Annotated in this window: 18 protein-coding genes; 14 read left to right on the forward strand and 4 right to left on the reverse strand. The window is 52.4% G+C overall.

Annotation, left to right across the window (positions count from 1 at the left end; all coding sequences use genetic code 11):
- Positions 1-69 precede the first annotated feature (69 nt).
- A complete protein-coding gene (locus MED297_RS21475) occupies positions 70-2151 on the forward strand; it encodes a substrate-binding domain-containing protein (protein WP_008046490.1) in 2082 nt (693 codons plus the stop codon).
- A 150-nt stretch (positions 2152-2301) separates the two neighbouring features.
- Here the strand turns inward: MED297_RS21475 and MED297_RS15295 are convergent, their stop codons facing one another.
- Positions 2302-3066, reverse strand: coding sequence for an alpha/beta fold hydrolase (locus MED297_RS15295; RefSeq protein ID WP_008046491.1), 765 nt, complete (start codon positions 3064-3066; stop codon positions 2302-2304).
- Positions 3067-3171: 105 nt separating this feature from the next.
- On the opposite strand from MED297_RS15295, the gene MED297_RS15300 reads away from it, so the two are divergent.
- The gene (locus tag MED297_RS15300) at positions 3172-3447 is read left to right on the forward strand and encodes a YkgJ family cysteine cluster protein (protein WP_008046492.1); all 276 of its coding nucleotides are present in this window, start codon (positions 3172-3174) and stop codon (positions 3445-3447) included.
- On the opposite strand, the gene MED297_RS15305 is transcribed toward MED297_RS15300, so the two are convergent.
- Together MED297_RS15305 and ygfZ are read right to left on the reverse strand one after the other, a co-directional pair.
- A complete protein-coding gene (locus MED297_RS15305; protein WP_008046494.1) occupies positions 3429-4265 on the reverse strand; it encodes an HDOD domain-containing protein in 837 nt (278 codons plus the stop codon). The two genes, MED297_RS15300 and MED297_RS15305, sit on opposite strands and share 19 nt — an antisense overlap.
- 32 nt (positions 4266-4297) lie before the next feature.
- On the reverse strand, positions 4298-5140 hold the full coding sequence (gene ygfZ, locus MED297_RS21480; protein ID WP_008046495.1) for a CAF17-like 4Fe-4S cluster assembly/insertion protein YgfZ: 843 nt from the start codon (positions 5138-5140) through the stop codon (positions 4298-4300).
- A 70-nt stretch (positions 5141-5210) separates the two neighbouring features.
- On the opposite strand from ygfZ, the gene MED297_RS15315 reads away from it, so the two are divergent.
- A complete protein-coding gene (locus MED297_RS15315; RefSeq protein WP_040557457.1) occupies positions 5211-5477 on the forward strand; it encodes an FAD assembly factor SdhE in 267 nt (88 codons plus the stop codon).
- The gene (locus MED297_RS15320) at positions 5461-5886 is read left to right on the forward strand and encodes a protein YgfX (protein WP_008046497.1); all 426 of its coding nucleotides are present in this window, start codon (positions 5461-5463) and stop codon (positions 5884-5886) included. Before MED297_RS15315 ends, MED297_RS15320 begins: the two co-directional genes overlap by 17 nt.
- 8 nt (positions 5887-5894) lie before the next feature.
- Here the strand turns inward: MED297_RS15320 and nadB are convergent, their stop codons facing one another.
- On the reverse strand, positions 5895-7499 hold the full coding sequence (gene nadB, locus MED297_RS15325; RefSeq protein ID WP_008046498.1) for an L-aspartate oxidase: 1605 nt from the start codon (positions 7497-7499) through the stop codon (positions 5895-5897).
- A gap of 368 nt (positions 7500-7867) precedes the next feature.
- On the opposite strand from nadB, the gene rpoE reads away from it, so the two are divergent.
- From rpoE to era, 10 genes are all read left to right on the forward strand, one after another.
- The gene (rpoE, locus tag MED297_RS15335) at positions 7868-8479 is read left to right on the forward strand and encodes an RNA polymerase sigma factor RpoE (protein ID WP_008046499.1); all 612 of its coding nucleotides are present in this window, start codon (positions 7868-7870) and stop codon (positions 8477-8479) included.
- A gap of 12 nt (positions 8480-8491) precedes the next feature.
- Positions 8492-8992: a sigma-E factor negative regulatory protein gene (locus tag MED297_RS15340; protein ID WP_008046500.1), complete on the forward strand. Its 501-nt coding sequence runs from the start codon at positions 8492-8494 to the stop codon at positions 8990-8992.
- Positions 8992-9945, forward strand: a complete 954-nt coding sequence (locus tag MED297_RS15345) for a MucB/RseB C-terminal domain-containing protein (RefSeq protein WP_008046501.1) — start codon at positions 8992-8994, stop codon at positions 9943-9945. The genes MED297_RS15340 and MED297_RS15345 overlap by 1 nt, the downstream gene beginning before the upstream one ends.
- Before the next feature lie 22 nt (positions 9946-9967).
- The gene (locus MED297_RS15350) at positions 9968-10456 is read left to right on the forward strand and encodes a SoxR reducing system RseC family protein (RefSeq protein ID WP_008046503.1); all 489 of its coding nucleotides are present in this window, start codon (positions 9968-9970) and stop codon (positions 10454-10456) included.
- Between the two features lie 96 nt (positions 10457-10552).
- Positions 10553-11929: a DegQ family serine endoprotease gene (locus MED297_RS15355; RefSeq protein WP_040557459.1), complete on the forward strand. Its 1377-nt coding sequence runs from the start codon at positions 10553-10555 to the stop codon at positions 11927-11929.
- Between the two features lie 144 nt (positions 11930-12073).
- Entirely contained in the window at positions 12074-13876 is a 1803-nt protein-coding gene (lepA, locus tag MED297_RS15360) for a translation elongation factor 4 (RefSeq protein ID WP_008046509.1), read from the forward strand.
- 148 nt (positions 13877-14024) lie between these two features.
- The gene (gene lepB, locus MED297_RS15365; RefSeq protein WP_008046511.1) at positions 14025-15128 is read left to right on the forward strand and encodes a signal peptidase I; all 1104 of its coding nucleotides are present in this window, start codon (positions 14025-14027) and stop codon (positions 15126-15128) included.
- A gap of 18 nt (positions 15129-15146) precedes the next feature.
- Positions 15147-15512, forward strand: coding sequence for a DUF4845 domain-containing protein (locus MED297_RS15370; protein ID WP_008046513.1), 366 nt, complete (start codon positions 15147-15149; stop codon positions 15510-15512).
- Between the two features lie 2 nt (positions 15513-15514).
- The gene (rnc, locus tag MED297_RS15375) at positions 15515-16195 is read left to right on the forward strand and encodes a ribonuclease III (protein ID WP_040557460.1); all 681 of its coding nucleotides are present in this window, start codon (positions 15515-15517) and stop codon (positions 16193-16195) included.
- Positions 16192-17100: a GTPase Era gene (gene era, locus MED297_RS15380; protein WP_008046515.1), complete on the forward strand. Its 909-nt coding sequence runs from the start codon at positions 16192-16194 to the stop codon at positions 17098-17100. Before rnc ends, era begins: the two co-directional genes overlap by 4 nt.
- Position 17101: the final 1 nt, after the last annotated feature.

A 17101-nucleotide genomic window follows, 5' to 3' on the forward strand; every position in this document is an offset into this window, starting at 1 on the left:
AGCTGAGCGTTTGTAGTGCTGAAATGTGGTCTATGCTTAGCCTTACATTTCGGTTGAGTTTGAATTCTTTTGAACACGCCTTTTGTCCTGGTCTTGACACCAACCTTTTCGCAGACAATTGAACAGCGAATCTGTACCGGGATTCACGAACGATTGTTGGGTGAAAACATCAAGCTGGTGTTTGTGCCTTTGGATTATCTTCCGGAAGATGCGGATGCACTGACCGATCTGTTTTGGATCCATGATTTGCTGAAAAGTTTGCAGCCAGACTTGCTGTTGGTTTATGGCGGAGGGCTTTCCTATATATCCGGTCATGAAGCTTTGCAAAAGGTGTTGGCGCGCTACACCGATATTCCGGTGATTAACATGGGCAGTCCGCTGGCGGGGTATCCCACAATTGAGGTCGACAACTATGGCGCCATGTTGACCTTAATGCGAGACATCCTGCGACGGCGCTCGGGATCGAGCCTGTTGTTTCTTTCAGGCCCGGCGTTAAATGAAGACAGCCTGCATCGGCAAAGGGCACTGGAGGCGGCTCTGGCCGAGCAAGGACAGACCTTGACCAGCGACCAGATTCTGCAAGGTGATTTTACTGCTGCAACGGCCGAGCGCTTGGTCAGCCGTTATCTGGCTAAGGTCGATCAGCCTCCCGGGCTGATTGTTTGTGCCAATGATCTGTCTGCAAAAGGCGTGTTAGATGCGCTCGCTGCATCACCCTGGTCCTGTCCAGAGGATGTTTGGGTGACCGGTTATGATGACTTTGAGTACGCAGCCTTTGTTATGCCCGGATTAACCACTGTGCATTATCCGGCTGAACGCTTGGGTGCCTGTGTGGCAGAAGCAGGATTGCGGCAACTGGCAGGCGACGTCATTGGATCCGTCAGAACGGTGCAGGGGTTTCCTGTATATCGGGGGTCTACAGGCGATGTTCATCCGGGCATTGGACAGCATCAGGAGCGGTTGTTGGCGCAGTGGGAGTTGTTGCAACAGCGCGACAATAACTCCCGGAAAATTAAAATTCTTCGAAATGTAAATCGAAAGCAGTCGCTTAAGGATCTTCTGATTAGCCTGGAGCCTGCGCTTGGCAATTTAGGCGTTAGTCATCTATCGGTCTTTTTGAATGAGTTGTCCGACGATGGTACATCCGGCTATACCGAATACACCTCGCAAGGTGCGCAGCGACACCTCTCCCCGGGACAGAAAATACTACCGGTTAAACCGGTCAGCGCCGAAAACTATTGGGTTCTGTGTCCGTTACATGCCGAGCAGGTTGATTACGGCTTTGCGGTGGCCTGCTGCGCACCCCAAAGTGCCGAGTTTATCGACTTCTTAGCGCCACAACTTGCGGAGCTGCTGCACACCGATGCGTTAGAAGCCAAGAATGAACATTATCGATTACAAAACGAACTGAATGAACGCATGGCGTCCCTGGGTAGCTTGGTGAGTGGTGTCGCGCATGAAGCCAACACGCCGATTGGCAACGGAAAGTTGGCTGCTTCTTCCATGTTGGATCTGATTAGTCAGGTTAAAAATGATGTCGACAATAGCCGATTAACCAAAGCTCGTTTTGAACAGTTTATAAACGAAACAGAAGAGTATGCGGAGATTATTTTTCAGAGTTTGGATCGGGCCGCGAAGATCATTTCTAACTTTAAGATGGTGTCGGTGGATCAAACCGCTGAAGAAAAGCGGCGCTTTGACCTGGGTGAGTATGTTGACTCGGTTTTACTCAGTTTGCGTCATCAGTTGAAAGGGACATCCGTTAAACTGGAGGCCGTGCTTACTGAAGGGGTGATCGTGGACACTTTTCCCGGTGCTGTAGCGCAAGTTATCACCAATCTGTTTATGAACTCGCTGAAACACGGCTTCGATCATGGCTCTTTAGAGGGAACCCTGCGTATCGAACTGATGAAAACCAATCAGTGTTTTCGTCTGATTATTGCCGATGATGGCGTTGGTGCCAGTGAATCGGTCCTTAACCATATTTTTGATCCGTTTTTCACCACGACCCGTGGCAAAGGGGGCAGCGGATTAGGTATGCACATCGTCTTTAACCTGTTGTCTCAGAAACTCAATTGGTCGATTGATGTACAGTCCGCGCCCGGTGAGGGAATGAAGATTATACTTGAGCCCAACCGAAGTGAGCGCTGATACTGACCAGCACGGAGCCGGTCAGGGTGTCAGGGCCTGTTAACACTATTTCTGTCTATTCTGCCGAGATTAAAACCATTGACGGCAAGGCAGAACGCGCGAATCGTGGTTGTTCCACCAGAGCAAGTGATAACGACGATGTAAATGGTTTTAATTCGGCCCTAGGAACCCTTCCAGAATTTGTTTAAACGCGGCCGGCTTTTCAGCATGAGGCCAGTGTCCGGCCCCTTCTATCAGTTTTGCTCTGGCTTCAGGAAACAGAGTTTGGATGGTGTCCTGATCCTGGGCTTCAATGTATTTGCTGTTCATGCCTTTGATGAACAGGGTTGGCCCATTGAAAGGCTGAGTGACTTCAGGTGCACAGGCAACCGCATCGTACTTATTTTCGAGCACGTCAACATTGAAACGCCATGCCAGCCGATTATCCTTTTTATATAGACTTTTGAGCAGAAACTGACGGATGCCTGCGTCCTGAACGTATGGCGTCAGCTGAGCGTCGACAGCCTTGCGATCTTTTACTGAATCAAAATCGATGGCGTGTAACCCGGCGAAGACATCCTGATGGTGAGGGGCATAGGCTTTCGGAGCGATATCAACGATAATTAAGCGGTCGATCTGGTTCGCATATTCGTTCAGGGCCATTTGCATGGCAACTTTTCCGCCCATGGAATGACCCAGCAGATGGTATCGGGTCAGCCCCTGTTGGTCAGCCCAGTCTGCGACGGACTCCGCCAGCGATGGCAGGTCAGGATTATCGGTCCAGGGGGAGCGACCGTGATTGGGCAGGTCGAGTAAATGAATTCGGAACTGTTCACTCAGCGCGCGACCTATGCTGCGCCAGTTATCGCCAGCGCCAAACAGACCGTGTAGAAAGATGATATCCGGACCTTGTCCAAAGGATTCTGAGTGAAGCATTGAGTGGTTTCCTCGTGTGTTGATGGCCGTAGTTTAGTGATCGTTGTTTTCAAAATCTACGCAGGGGGCAAGTCCGCCATCCTGCCAGCGGAAGAGGACTGACGCATGGAATGTCGCGATGGGTGTGGAGCCTGTTGTATTGCACCGGCTATTAATCAGCCGTTTTATGGCATGCCGCAGGGCAAGCCAGCAGGGGTGGCTTGCGTGCATTTGGATCGGCATTTTCGATGTGTGTTGTTTGGCGACAGTCGTCGGCCTGCCGTTTGTGGGCAGTTTACCCCTGAGCCTGAATTTTGTGGCCAGAGCCGGGACGAGGCTCTGACCATTATGCTCAGGCTGGAAGGGTTGATTGCATCAGACCGTCAGACCAACGCTGAGTAGTTTGCTTCAGCACGCTCGGCGAGGTCTGCATACAGTTCGTCCTCGCGATCGGTCGGTAAGTTGAACAAGCCAAACAGCTCTATGGTTTCCCAATCTTTTAACCCCCAACCGGCATCCAGTTTGCGGTTGTGTATGAGGTTTGCCAGCGTCACCAGACCGGCGTAATCGACGGAATCCGGTGAGCGATCCAACTTACGGTAGGTTTTTGGAATGCTCGACAGGGTGACCGGGAACTCCCACTTTTCAAGAATCGCGGTGCCCAGTGGTCCGTGCAGTCGATCAATCACTTTCCCCAGCGTGATGTTGTCTTGAATCAGATCGTCACGTTCTTCGGCATAGGTCAAAATCGGCAGGGCGCCTAATCGATGAATCAAGCCGGCCAACATCGCTTCGTCGGGTGGCAGCACCTTGGTATGTGCCGCCAACACGGAACACCAGCTGGCGATGTGTCCGGTCAGTTGCCAGAGCGCCCGCATGCGTTTTTCGATCATGTCGCTGGTGGCCTGGAACATCTGCTCCATTGCCAGACCAATGGCCAGGTTGGAGGTGTAGTTCATGCCCAGTCGGCTGATGGCCATCGGCAGGTCTTTAACTTCCTGCGGTGCACGCAATAAAGGACTGTTAACCACTCGGATGATGCGTGCGGACAAGGCCGCGTCTCGTGCGATGATTTCGGTCAGATCGTTGATCGTTGAGTCATCCTTTTCAGCAACATCCCGGACTTTTAAGGCGACTTCCGGCAGGCTGGGCAGGGTCAGTTGATCATTTTGCAGTGACTCGATGATGTCGTTAGACACCGTTTCTACAAGGTTGCTCATCTCGCTTGGGGGTCCTTTGATTCTGTTGCAGTTCAGTGTAGCAGCTCGACCGGGACTTGCCGGTTCTCACCAAGGGTCATTGCCTCTCCGGTTTTATCCGTCTTCAGGACCGCCAGTGCCGCCCCTTGACCGTTATGCACGGCGGTTTGTATGACCTCACCAACTCGCGTCGTACCCGCGAAAACATCGGTTTCATCCGGGCTCTGATCGGCGGTAAAGGTCAGCCGGAACAGACGCTTTTTGGATTGCCCTTTGTAGTGGAGTCGGGCAACCACTTCCTGTCCGGTGTAACAGCCTTTTTTAAAGGATACACCATCCAATGCATCGAGGCTGACATTCTGTGGAATCCAGGCCGCCGACTGAGTCCCATCCAGCCACAATATCTGATCGAGAACATCCTGATAAGCCCATTCTGATGAAGGGATCAGCGTTTCCGTCGGTGGGAAATCGGTCGCATCAGGTTGCTCAGTGATGTAAAGCACGCGATTTTGCCCCCAGGGTACGACAGTTACAGTCTCGCCGGATGTCTGTTTGTCCTGTTGGTATCCACCAAAAAACTGAAGGCGATCGAGTTGGTCGTCGAACGTCATTTTCCGAAACAACGGAGCGTATTTTTTCAGATGAGCCGATAGCGCTTCCAGACCTGTTCGCTCACCAATCAACAGCACCTGTGTGGGTTCCTGAGACACCAAAACCATCTGCACCGTACTGATCAATCGACCTTTGACGTTGCAGAAACCGCCGGCAACTGGCGTGTTCAGAGCCAGTCGTTTGATGTCCTGTGTGCTTTGCCCCTGCAGGAAGTTGAGCGTGTCGGAGCCACTGAGCTGGATTGCCGAAAGATGGCTGAGCTGACAATGCTGTAAATCATTCATGGTGCTCGGTTTGCTCCTCGTATCCTGTTAAACTTTCCGACCATGATAGGTCTGAGTTGGATAATTAAAAGTGGAAAACACTGAAAAAACTGAACGGGAGTTTCGTCGCCTGCTCTGGCACAGCCGTCGGGGTATGCTTGAGCTCGATGTCATTTTGCTGCCTTTTACTGAAAAGCGCTACCGAGATCTTTCACCGGAAGATCAGCGTGATTATCACGCTCTGATTAACTGCGAAGATCAGGATTTGTTCAACTGGTTTATGGAGAAGGCGGTCTGCCCTGATCCGAGTATCCGACGCATGGTCAATCTGGTACTGGAGCATGCCCGTCAGGGTTGAGTGTACGATTCGACCTTCCCGGCTGCGGTTTGTCTATGCCTCTGTCCCGTTAATAGCGGGCGTTCTGCTTGGGCTGGTGTTGGCGCTGCCTGTCTGGACAGCGCTTCTGTGGCTCATCTTAGGTTACCTGCTCTGGGCGCATTCACGCAGCTACTTTGAGCCGGAGTACCTGCGGTTCTATGGTGAAGATCTTACCATCTGGCAAAACAATGCCCCCATCGTCTTGCAGTGGCAGGGTCATGGCCGCCGATCCCATGCGTTCATTCAATGGCGCTTGCTCGACACGCAGGGCCAAACACTGACCTTACGTATCTGGCGGGACTCTGTGTCAGATGCCAGTTGGCGGGCATTGAACATGGCATTCCGCGTGGCTCTGCCTTCAGCCCGCCAAGCCGGCAAAACCGACTGAGTCTGAACTCAGTCGCGTTTGGGTAAGAGCACCGTGATTTCCGGGTGTTCGCGCAGTTCCGGGTAATTTCGGGTGAAATGCAGGCCGCGGCTTTCCTTTCTGGACAGGGCCGACTCAATGATCAGTTCAGCCACTACCACCAGATTGCGCAGCTCCAGCAGGTCCGCCGTAATACGGAAATTGGAATAATATTCGGTGATTTCCTGCTTCAGCAGGTGGATTCGGCGTTTTGCGCGCTGAAGCCGTTTGTCTGTGCGGACAATGCCGACATAGTCCCACATGAAACGGCGGATTTCGTCCCAGTTATGGCTGATGACGACTTTTTCATCGGAGTCAGAAACTTTCGAATCATCCCACAATGGCAGTTGCTGAGCATCGAACTGCTCAGGTTCCGTTTCGGCGATGTGTTTGGCCGCAGCCTGCGCGTAGACAATGCACTCCAGAAGGGAGTTGGAGGCCAGACGGTTCGCCCCATGCAAGCCGGTATAGGTGCATTCGCCGGCCGCATAGAGTCCTTCTAGGTCTGTTTGCCCATGTTCGTTGATTCTGACCCCGCCGCAGGTGTAGTGCGCGGCCGGTACGATGGGTAATGGCTCCCGGGTCATGTCAAAACCGTATTCCAGACACCGCTTGTAGATGGTGGGGAAATGCGATTTGATAAAATCCGGCGACTTATGGGAGATGTCCAGATACAGATTATCGACACCGAGTCGCTTCATCTCATGGTCAATAGCGCGGGCTACAATGTCCCGTGGTGCCAACTCACCGCGATCATCAAACTTGTGCGCGAAACGCTCTCCGTTCGGCAATTTTAACAGCCCTCCTTCACCGCGTACCGCTTCGCTGATCAGAAAGGATTTGGCTTTCGGATGAAACAGGCAGGTCGGGTGGAACTGGTTGAACTCCATGTTGACAACCCGACAACCTGCGCGCCAGGCCATGGCAATACCGTCGCCGGTCGCTCCATCGGGGTTCGAGGTGTAAAGGTACACCTTACTGGCTCCGCCGCTGGTCAGAATGGTGCTGCGGGCACCGATGGTCACGGTCTGTTCCGTCTGAGAGTCCAGTACGTAAGCCCCGACGACCCGGTTGGTTTGTGAACTATCGTGGCCAAGCTTTTCAGTCGTAATCAGGTCGATCGCGACATGGTTCTCAAGGATATGAATGTTTGGCGCCTGGCGAACCTTTTTAATCAACGTTTCAGAGATGGCCAAACCGGTCGCGTCTGCGGCATGGATGACCCGTCGCTGGCTGTGGCCACCTTCCCGGGTCAGGTGGTACTTAACTTCAGAGCCGTCAACGCGGGTAAATGGAACCCCTTGTTCGATCATCCAGTGGATGGCGCTGGTGGAGCGCTCGATGGTGTAGCGGACGGCGGCTGGATCGCACAGCCCGGCACCGGCTTTCAGGGTATCGGCAACATGCTGCTCAACCGAATCGACTTCATCCAGCACGCCAGCCACGCCACCCTGAGCCCAGGCGGTCGACCCGGTGCCTAAACGGCCCTTGCACATCACCAGTACATTGGTCGTCGCCGGCAAGCTTAATGCCGCGGTAAGGCCGGCAGCGCCCGAGCCGATGATCAGAACGTCGGTAGATAAGCGGATGGACATAAAGGGTTCCTGTGTCGGGGCGCGCGGTGTCGCCAGGAGTTCAGTTAACTGGTGTCAGGCCGGATCTCAGTGCAAAAAGCCGTCTATCTGAGTTGCTTTCAGATCGTCCGAAATTGGATCCTTCTGGGACTCAGTTGCCTGTGTTGCCACTCTGATCGGGCTGGTTATCAGGGTTGAACGACGGATTTTACTGCGTTTCGTCGTATAAAAAAGCCAAATCTCACCGGGGTGAGTGGCAGTTTGATAACCGCATGCCATTATAGCCAGTGTCGGGCGCAATTTTCCTGTATCTGGATCAATCGCGGGGAACTTTCGTGGCCAGGCGCGGTCTGAACCTATTATCTGGCCCAATAAACAAGGAACTTCGGATGACAGAATCCGTCGATGTGGATCAACTCCTGGTACAGAAAGCCCAAAAAGGCGACTCTCGGGCGTTTGATTTACTGGTACTCAAATATCAACACAAGGTGGCGTCTGTGGTCTCCCGCCTGGTGAATGAACCCGATACCATTGAAGATATTGTTCAGGAAGCATTTGTAAAAGCTTACCGCGCATTGCCTGGGTTTCGTGGCGACAGTGCTTTTTTTACATGGCTGTATCGGATTGCAACCAACACGGCTAAAAACCATCTGGAAACCCTGAGCCGGCGACCGAGTTATCGTGGCCAGGACATTGATGAGGTGACCCTGGTCGACTCACCGGCGAGTTTGCGGGAGTTTGATACGCCGGATGGGCTGCTGGCTCGGGGGCAGTTGGAGCAGCGGTTACAATCGACGCTCAGTGAGCTGCCAGAAGACCTCCGGGTTGCCTTGACGCTACGTGAGTTTGAGGGCATGAGTTATCAGGAAATCTCAACGATTATGGAAACGCCGATCGGAACCGTGCGTTCACGGATCTTCCGGGCTCGTGAAATCATTGAACGAGAATTACATTCGGTTATGTCTGGCTTGGGCCGACATGACAGGGCACAAGAAGTCTGAGGGTGTCAGAGTATGAGTAAAGCAAACGAATCATTTTCCGCGTTTCTGGACGGCGAAGCCTCCGAACTTGATATTCAGCGTCTGTTGAAGGCGATGGATGAGGACCCGCAGTCGATTCAGCAGTGGCACGATCTTTCGAAAGTTAAAGCCAGTTTGCAGGGTGACACTGTGGTGGATACGGCGTTGAATCGGCAGCCCGGCAAGGTTGAAACCACGCCCGCTGAAGCGAGATCGCCCTTTTGGTTGCGACTGGTACAGGGTGGCATTGCGGCCACGGTGGCAGCAGCCACGGTAGCGGTGATTGGATTGAACCAAACGCAGTCAGTGTCGCCAGAAGTCGCCACGGTGGGTGTTGACGATGACGTGCCGCTCACCGTGGAGCAGGTTCAACAGCAGGTTGCGGCTCAGCAACGCTTAACTGAGTATCTGAAAAATCATGCCGAACAGGCGTCATTCACCTCCGGTCATGTGGTGGTTCCTGCGGAACCCAACTGGATTGAGGAGGAGCAGTAATGCGCAGACTGCTTTTGCTGATTGGGCTTTGTCTCAGTATTTCGGCAGGCCAGGCAATGGAGTGGCAGATGCTGGAGGACATGCGCCAAGCGGTTCAGCAGCAAAGTTATCGAGGTGAGTACCTGCACCGTCGGGGCGATCACTCCAGTGTGTACAGTGTGGTCCACCGCTTTGAAGACGGAGTTAGTCAGGAGTTACTGCGACAGCTCGATGGTGACATGATCGAAGTGCTTCGTCAGGGCGATGAACGCATCTGCTATCTGCCGCCAGATGCGCGTGGGGCTTTGAACAATGCGTTGCCAGCGGCTCCTTTTTCTCAGGTTGAGGTGCTGAATCTGCAGACCATTGCCGATCATTATCAGGCTTCATCGGTGGGCAGCGAACGGGTGGCCGGATATCAGGCGTCGATCATCGAGCTGAAAGGCGATGATTGGCGCTACCGTCAGCGCTTGTGGCTGGAGAAACAAACTGGCTTGTTGTTGCAATCGGAACTGATTGGTCCCGAGGGTGTTGTGTTGGAACAGTTTCGCTTTACCCGTTTGGAGTTGGGCGTTGAAGTACTTGATCGAGAACTGGTGCCGACGCTGCGCGGAGAGTCGGATGTGATCCGACAGCGGGTACAAAGAGTGATACCTGACTCGCTACCGGATGATGGCTTTTCCAGTCAGGTCGATTGGCTGCCAGCCGGCTTTGAACGAACCTTTTCTCAGCGCACTGTTGGGAACAGCGGTTGGTTAGAACAGCGAACCTACAGCGACGGATTAGCGACGGTTTCCATCTTTGTGGAGCAAGGTGAGTCCGACGATGCATCGTCTGGCTTGGCAAAAATGGGTGCGACCACGGCTTGGATGACATTCCGGCAAGGTGTCAGCATTACGGTCGTGGGTGAAGTACCCAACCAAACCGTCAAGGCTATCGCCAAAGAGATTTCACTGGCATCATCTGCGCTCTGAACATCAAAGCAGTCCAACCGATATGAACACGCATCTCATTCAGGAAACCGGTCAGGTGGTTCGAGTCGACGGCGATGAGGTCATTGTTGCCGTCGTTCGTACTTCGGCCTGCCAATCTTGCAAAGCTCGTCAGGGGTGTGGTCAGGCTGTTCTGGCTGAATGGGGCTCCGCGGAGCACCAGCAAAGTAAAAACCATTTTCGTATTCCCTTGGACCGGTCGTTGAAACCCGGAGACCTCGTCGAGCTCGGAATGCCGGAAGACACCGTTTCCAGAGTGGCAATGCTGGTGTATTTGTTGCCATTAGTCGTGGCTTTTGTTGTCTTGTTGATCAGTTCGGCAATGGGATTGAGTGAGCTTTGGCAGCTGGTTGGTTTGGTGTTGGGCTTCGGCGTCGGGGTAGCGATAGCAAGGCGCGCAAGTCAGCAAAAGGTCAGTGCTTTGACGCCGCAAATACTGCGTTCGTATTCATCAGGTCAAGCCTCTGAAACCATTGCGTCAAGCCGCCTCTGATCGGTGTAAAACCGATGTAAACCGGGTGTGAAGCGCCCGGTCGCACCTTACTCTACAGACAGACGAATTTCTTGTCGTATGTATGGAGTGAGAAACATGAGGCAATACACCCATTTCTTTTCTGCGATGTTGTTGGTTTTACTGACCAGCGCCGTTGCACACGCCGCGCAAGTGAACCTGCCTGATTTTACCGAGCTGGTTGAGGAGCAGGCCCCCTCGGTCGTGAAGATCAGTACGGTGTCAGAACCGGTGAATACCTCAGGTCGCAACTCAGAAGAGGTGCCTGAGATTTTCCGGTATTTCTTCGGTGATCAGCTACCTGAGGACTTTCAATATAACAATCCGCGTCCGCGTGAAGGCCTGGGATCGGGGTTCATTATCTCCGAGGATGGTTACATCCTGACGAATAACCACGTTGTCGATGGCGCAAGCGAAGTGCGGGTCCGTATGACAAATGGTGATGAGTACGATGCCGAAGTCATCGGTACCGATCCGGCAACCGACGTCGCACTGATTAAAATCGAAGCCAGCGGGTTGCCTTATGTGGAGTTCGGCGACAGTGATGCGGTTAAGGTCGGAGAATGGGTACTGGCCATCGGCTCACCGTTCAATTTTGAATACAGTGTGACCAAAGGCATTGTCAGTGCTAAGGGCCGTGCGCTAGGCGGTACTGATCGGTATGTGCCGTTTCTGCAGACAGATGTGCCAATTAACCCGGGTAACTCTGGTGGGCCTTTGTTCAACATGAGCGGTGAGGTCGTCGGTATTAACTCACAGATCTATACCCGTTCCGGTGGTTTCATGGGCGTCTCTTTTGCGATTCCGATCAACCTGGCTCTGAACGTGGTGGATCAGCTTAAGGAAACCGGAACCGTCCAGCGTGGTTGGCTGGGTGTTGAAATGTACCCTCCATTCAACGATGACATTGAGCTTGCCCGCTCATTAGGGCTCGAACGGGCCGAAGGCGCGTTAATTGCCCGGGTATTTGAAGGCAGTCCAGCTGAAGAAGCAGGGATTCAGGCTGATGACGTCCTGGTTGAGTTTAATGGCAAGAAGGTTCGTCGTTACACCGATTTGCCACCTTTGGTGGGCTTGGTGACACCGGGTGACGAGGTCGATGTCTCGGTGATTCGCAATGGCGAAACAGTGGATCTCGACGTGACGATTGGCGTGTTAGACGAGCGTTCGGTGGCTTCTTCTGAGCCGGCAACCCCAACGTCGGACAACCCACTGAACATCATTGTCACCGATGCCGGAGATCGTAACGGTGTTCAGGTTGAACAGGTCTTGGACGGACCAGCTCAGCAAGCGGGTATGCGTGAAGGCGATGTGATTACCATGATGCGCAATGAGTTTGTCCGGGATAAGGGCGACTTTGACCGAATCGTGTCTGAACTGCCTGAAAATGGCGCCGTCGCTGTCCGGATTCTACGCGGTTCAAGTATCGTTTATTTAGCCATTCCAATTCGCTAAAACGAAAACGGCCATCAGGGTACGCCCTGGTGGCCGATCCTTTCTCGGGGTGCTGCGCTCGCGGAATCACCCGGTTTATGGATAGAGTTCGACCGGTAAATGGTTTAAACTCCCGGCCCCATTTTGATCAAGTGAAATCTTTACGTGAGCAGCGATTTATCTCATATCCGCAACTTTTCCATCATCGCCCATATTGACCATGGGAAATCCACGCTGGCTGATCGTTTTATTCAGTTCTGCGGTGGCCTGACCGATCGTGAAATGGCCGAGCAGGTACTGGATTCGATGGACCTTGAGCGTGAGCGTGGGATTACCATCAAGGCTCAGAGTGTCACACTGGATTATCAGGCCAAAGACGGTAAAACCTATCAGCTGAACTTCATTGATACACCAGGGCATGTGGACTTCTCCTACGAAGTATCCCGCTCTCTGTCAGCTTGTGAAGGCGCGTTGCTGGTGGTCGATGCGGCACAAGGTGTGGAAGCCCAATCGGTCGCTAACTGTTATACCGCCATCGAGCAGGGTCTGGAAGTGGTCCCGATCCTGAACAAAATGGACCTGCCTCAAGCCGAACCGGAGCGCGTGGCCGAAGAAATCGAAGAGATTATCGGTATCGAGGCTCAGGATGCTGTCCGGGCTTCCGCAAAAAGCGGAATCGGCATTGAAGAAACCTTAGAGCGCCTGGTTAAGATGGTTCCGCCGCCAGAGGGTGACCTGGATGGTGACTTGCAGGCCCTGATCATTGACTCTTGGTTTGACAACTATTTAGGCATCGTGTCTTTGGTTCGGGTGAAAAACGGTGTTCTGCGTAAGGGTGAAAAAATTCTCGTTAAAAGTACCGGGCGAAACCACATCGTTGATCGTCTGGGTATTTTTACACCGAAGATGACCGATACCAAAGAACTGAAAGCGGGTGAAGTGGGTTTCATCTGCGCGTCGATTAAAGACATTACCGGGGCGCCGGTTGGTGATACCATCACCAGCGCTAAAACACCGGACGTCGCCCAGCTTCCGGGGTTTCAAAAGGTGAAGCCTCAGGTTTATGCAGGCCTGTTTCCGGTTAGCTCCGACGATTACGAAGCCTTTCGCGAAGCGCTCGAAAAGCTGTCTCTGAATGATGCCTCGTTGTTTTACGAGCCGGAAACCTCGGATGCACTTGGGTTCGGCTTCCGTTGTGGTTTCCTGGGTATGCTGCACATGGAAATCATTCAGGAGCGGCTCGAGCGTGAGTACGACCTTGATCTGATTACCACGGCGCCGACGGTGGTCTACGAAATTCTCAAAACCGATGGTGAAGTTATTCACGTCGACAACCCATCAAAGCTGCCGGCCGTTAATAATATTGAAGAGTTCCGTGAACCGATCGTTCAGGCCAATATTCTGGTACCTCAGGAATATGTCGGTAACGTGATTACACTCTGTATCGAGAAACGCGGCATCCAAAAAGACATGCAATACGTCGGCGGTCAGGTATCACTGACCTACGATTTACCGATGGCCGAAGTGGTCCTGGATTTCTTTGATCGCCTGAAATCGGTCAGCCGTGGTTTTGCGTCTCTGGACTTTTCATTTGACCGATTCGAAGCGGCGCGTTTGACTCGCCTGGATGTGTTGGTAAACGGAGATCGGGTCGACGCTCTGGCCATTATCATGCACACCGACTCCGTTCAGCGACGGGGCCGCAGTTTGTGTGAAAAGATGAAAGAGTTGATTCCCCGCCAGATGTTCGATGTCGCTATTCAGGCGGCTGTCGGTAACAACGTGGTTGCGCGTACCACTGTAAAGGCCTTGCGCAAGAATGTGACGGCTAAGTGTTATGGTGGTGACGTCTCACGTAAGAAAAAGCTGCTGCAAAAGCAAAAAGAGGGTAAGAAGCGAATGAAACAGGTTGGTTCGGTTTCAATTCCTCAGGATGCATTCCTTGCAGTACTGAAAGTCGATTCCTGATAACCCCGTCAGGGAAATCGAACGTATCATGTGTAAATAATAGGCCGCAAAAGCGGATCCGGTGACCATCGGCACTGCGATGGTGCCAATGGCTCTGAAACGATGACCGTTGTTCAGAGCTCAGAGATGGTATTGATAGGGAGAAAGAATGAATCTGTATGTGTTGTCAGCCCTCGTGCTGGTTTTGGGGGCGGTGTTAGCGGTACTGGTGTTCCGCAGTTATCGTCAGCGGTTGAGTACCATCGACAGCGCAACGGAACTGAGCGTGCCGCTGCTGAAGTCAGTGTTTCATTCTACACCCATTGAGCGCGGGCTGAGTTACGGCCTGATTGCGGCCATTGCCTACCTGATCTGGCAAACCATTCAACAGGGGTTTGATTTTGCTCTGTTAATGATGGGGGCAACGCTGTTCACCGGTGTTATCTGGGCTTTAGACCGCAAACTGACGCGGCCTTCACGACAGGAAATACTGGCTCGCGCGGAAGACAAAATTGAAGACCTCGATGCCCAGACGGATAAATCGACGTTAGAACCGGGGTTAATTGAGAACAGTCGCGCTTTCTTCCCCATCCTGGTATTTGTGTTTCTGTTGCGCAGTTTTCTGATCGAACCCTTTCAGATTCCATCCGGATCAATGAAGCCGACGCTGGAAATCCGTGATTTCATTTTGGTCAATCGATTCGTTTACGGTATCCGGATGCCGATTACCAATCAGGTCATGATTCCGGTATCAACACCAGAGGCCGGCGATGTGATTGTCTTTAAGCCGCCCCATGAACCTGAAAAGAACTTTATTAAACGCGTCGTCGGCGTGCCGGGTGATCGTATCCAATATGACTATGCCCGGAAAATATTACGGATAAACGGCGAAATCGTCGATAAAGAACTGCTCGGTCAGACCTCGGATGATGCCGGCAACTATAACCTGTACGAAGAGGATCTTGGTGGTCGTGAACACCTGATTTACAACAATCGTCGTCAGACCAGCCGACGTCCGGATGAGTGGATTCCATTAAACGGTGTCGTTGTCCCCGAAGGCAAATACTTCGTCATGGGAGACAACAGGGACAACAGTCAGGATGCCCGCTATTGGGAAGGCGCTCGTCGTTTGCAGACCGGTGATTTTGCCAACCAGGATACCAATGCCTGGGGTTTTGTTGACGAAGATGCCATTCTGGGCGAAGCTTTTGTGATCTGGATGCACTGGGAAGGGTTCTATCCAAGCTTCTCGCGCGCTGGCAAGATTCAGTAATTAGAAAAGAGAGATGGCATGAAAAGTTTGCACCGACAGAAAGGCTTGTCGCTGATTGGCGTGGGTCTGCTTGCATTTCTGGTGATATTTTTTGGTCTTCTGATCATTAAAATGTCGGGAACCTATTACGATCACTACACTCTCGACCAGATGATTAAAACCTCTCTGGAGGGGCAAACCGCATCGCGGTTTTCGGCGTCCGAGTTTGAAGACCGGTTGAGAAAAAACATGGACATTAATCAGATCCAACTGGATCTGGATGACGCATTGACGGTCAATCGACGTACCGACCCTATGCAGATCGTGCTGGATTACGAGCACCGCGTGCATCTGTTTGCTAACGTTGATGTCGTTATGATGTTTCACGAAGAGTATGAGTTATAGTCTTGTCATCTACATATCATCGATTGACGAAAGCCATTGGCTACCAGTTTGAAAGTGAAAGCCTGCTCGAGCAGGCTCTGACTCACCGAAGTTACGCCCGCAAAAACAACGAACGGCTGGAGTTCCTTGGCGATGCCATCCTGAACTGCACTATCGCGCAAGCGCTCTATCATCAGTTTCCCAATGCCAAAGAGGGGCAGATGTCCCGCTTGAGGGCTCACCTGGTCAAGGGTGATACTCTGGCTGAAATCGGCCGGGAGTTTGAGCTTGGTGAGTTTTTGCGATTAGGCAGTGGAGAGTTGAAAAGTGGTGGCTTTCGCCGGGACAGCATCCTGGCCGATGCTGTTGAAGCCATTATTGGCGCCATCAGCTTGGATGCGGACCTGGGCAAGGCCCAGCAGGTGTTACTCTCCTGGTATGAGGAGCGTCTGAGTAATCTCGATCTGAAAGAAAATATCAAAGATTCGAAAACCCGGTTACAGGAGTTTCTTCAGGCCCGACGTCTGCCGTTACCCGAGTATCAGGTGAAAACCATAACGGGCGAAGCCCATCAGCAGGAGTTTACGGTGCATTGTCAGGTGGAATCGCTTGAAACGCCGATGGTTGGTGTTGGCAGCAGTCGACGAATGGCCGAACAGGAAGCTGCAAATGCAGCCTTAAAAGCATTGGGTGAGAAAAAATGACCGACCAGTTTCAATTAGATACCTCTTGCGGGTTTGTCGCCATCGTCGGTCGCCCGAACGTGGGCAAATCGACGCTCATGAATCACCTGCTTGGGCAGAAAATCTCGATTACCTCACGCAAGCCGCAAACGACTCGTCATCAGATTCTTGGTATCTGGACCGAAGACAAAACACAGATGGTGTTTGTCGATACACCAGGAATGCACCGCGGACAGGAAAAAGCCATTAATCGGGCCATGAACAAGGCTGCAGATACGGCGCTTACCGATATCGATGCCGTGATTTTTGTTGTCGACCGGACGGTTTTTACCGATGAAGACGCGTGGGTGCTGGAAAAACTGAAACGCAGTCGCGCACCGGTCATACTGGTCATCAATAAGGTGGATCAGCTGGACGATAAACAGTCATTACTGCCTCATATTGAAGCGATGTCTGAAAAGTTTGCGTTTAAAGAAGTGATCCCCGTATCGGCTTTGCAAGGGCACAATCTGGATCGGCTGACGGAATCGTTGAGTGCATCCATGCCTGCAGGTTTGTTTCATTTTCCTGAAGATCAGATTACCGATAAAACGCAGCGCTTCATGGCTGCTGAGATCATTCGTGAAAAGATTATGCGCCAGCTCGGCGCTGAGTTGCCTTATTCAACGGCGGTGGAAATCGAACAGTTCAAGTTTGAAGACCGGGTGTTGCACATCCATGGTCTGATTCTCGTTGAGCGCTCCGGGCAAAAGCGGATTGTGATTGGAGACAAGGGCGCGCGCATTAAAAAAGTTGGCCAGGAAGCCCGCCAGGATATGGAAAACCTGTTCGAAACCAAGGTTATGTTAAATCTTTGGGTGAAAGTGAAAGGCGGCTGGGCAGACGACGAACGGGCCCTGAAAAGTCTGGGCTATTTCGATGAATAAG

This window comes from Reinekea blandensis MED297, assembly GCF_000153185.1.
GTDB lineage: Bacteria > Pseudomonadota > Gammaproteobacteria > Pseudomonadales > Natronospirillaceae > Reinekea > Reinekea blandensis.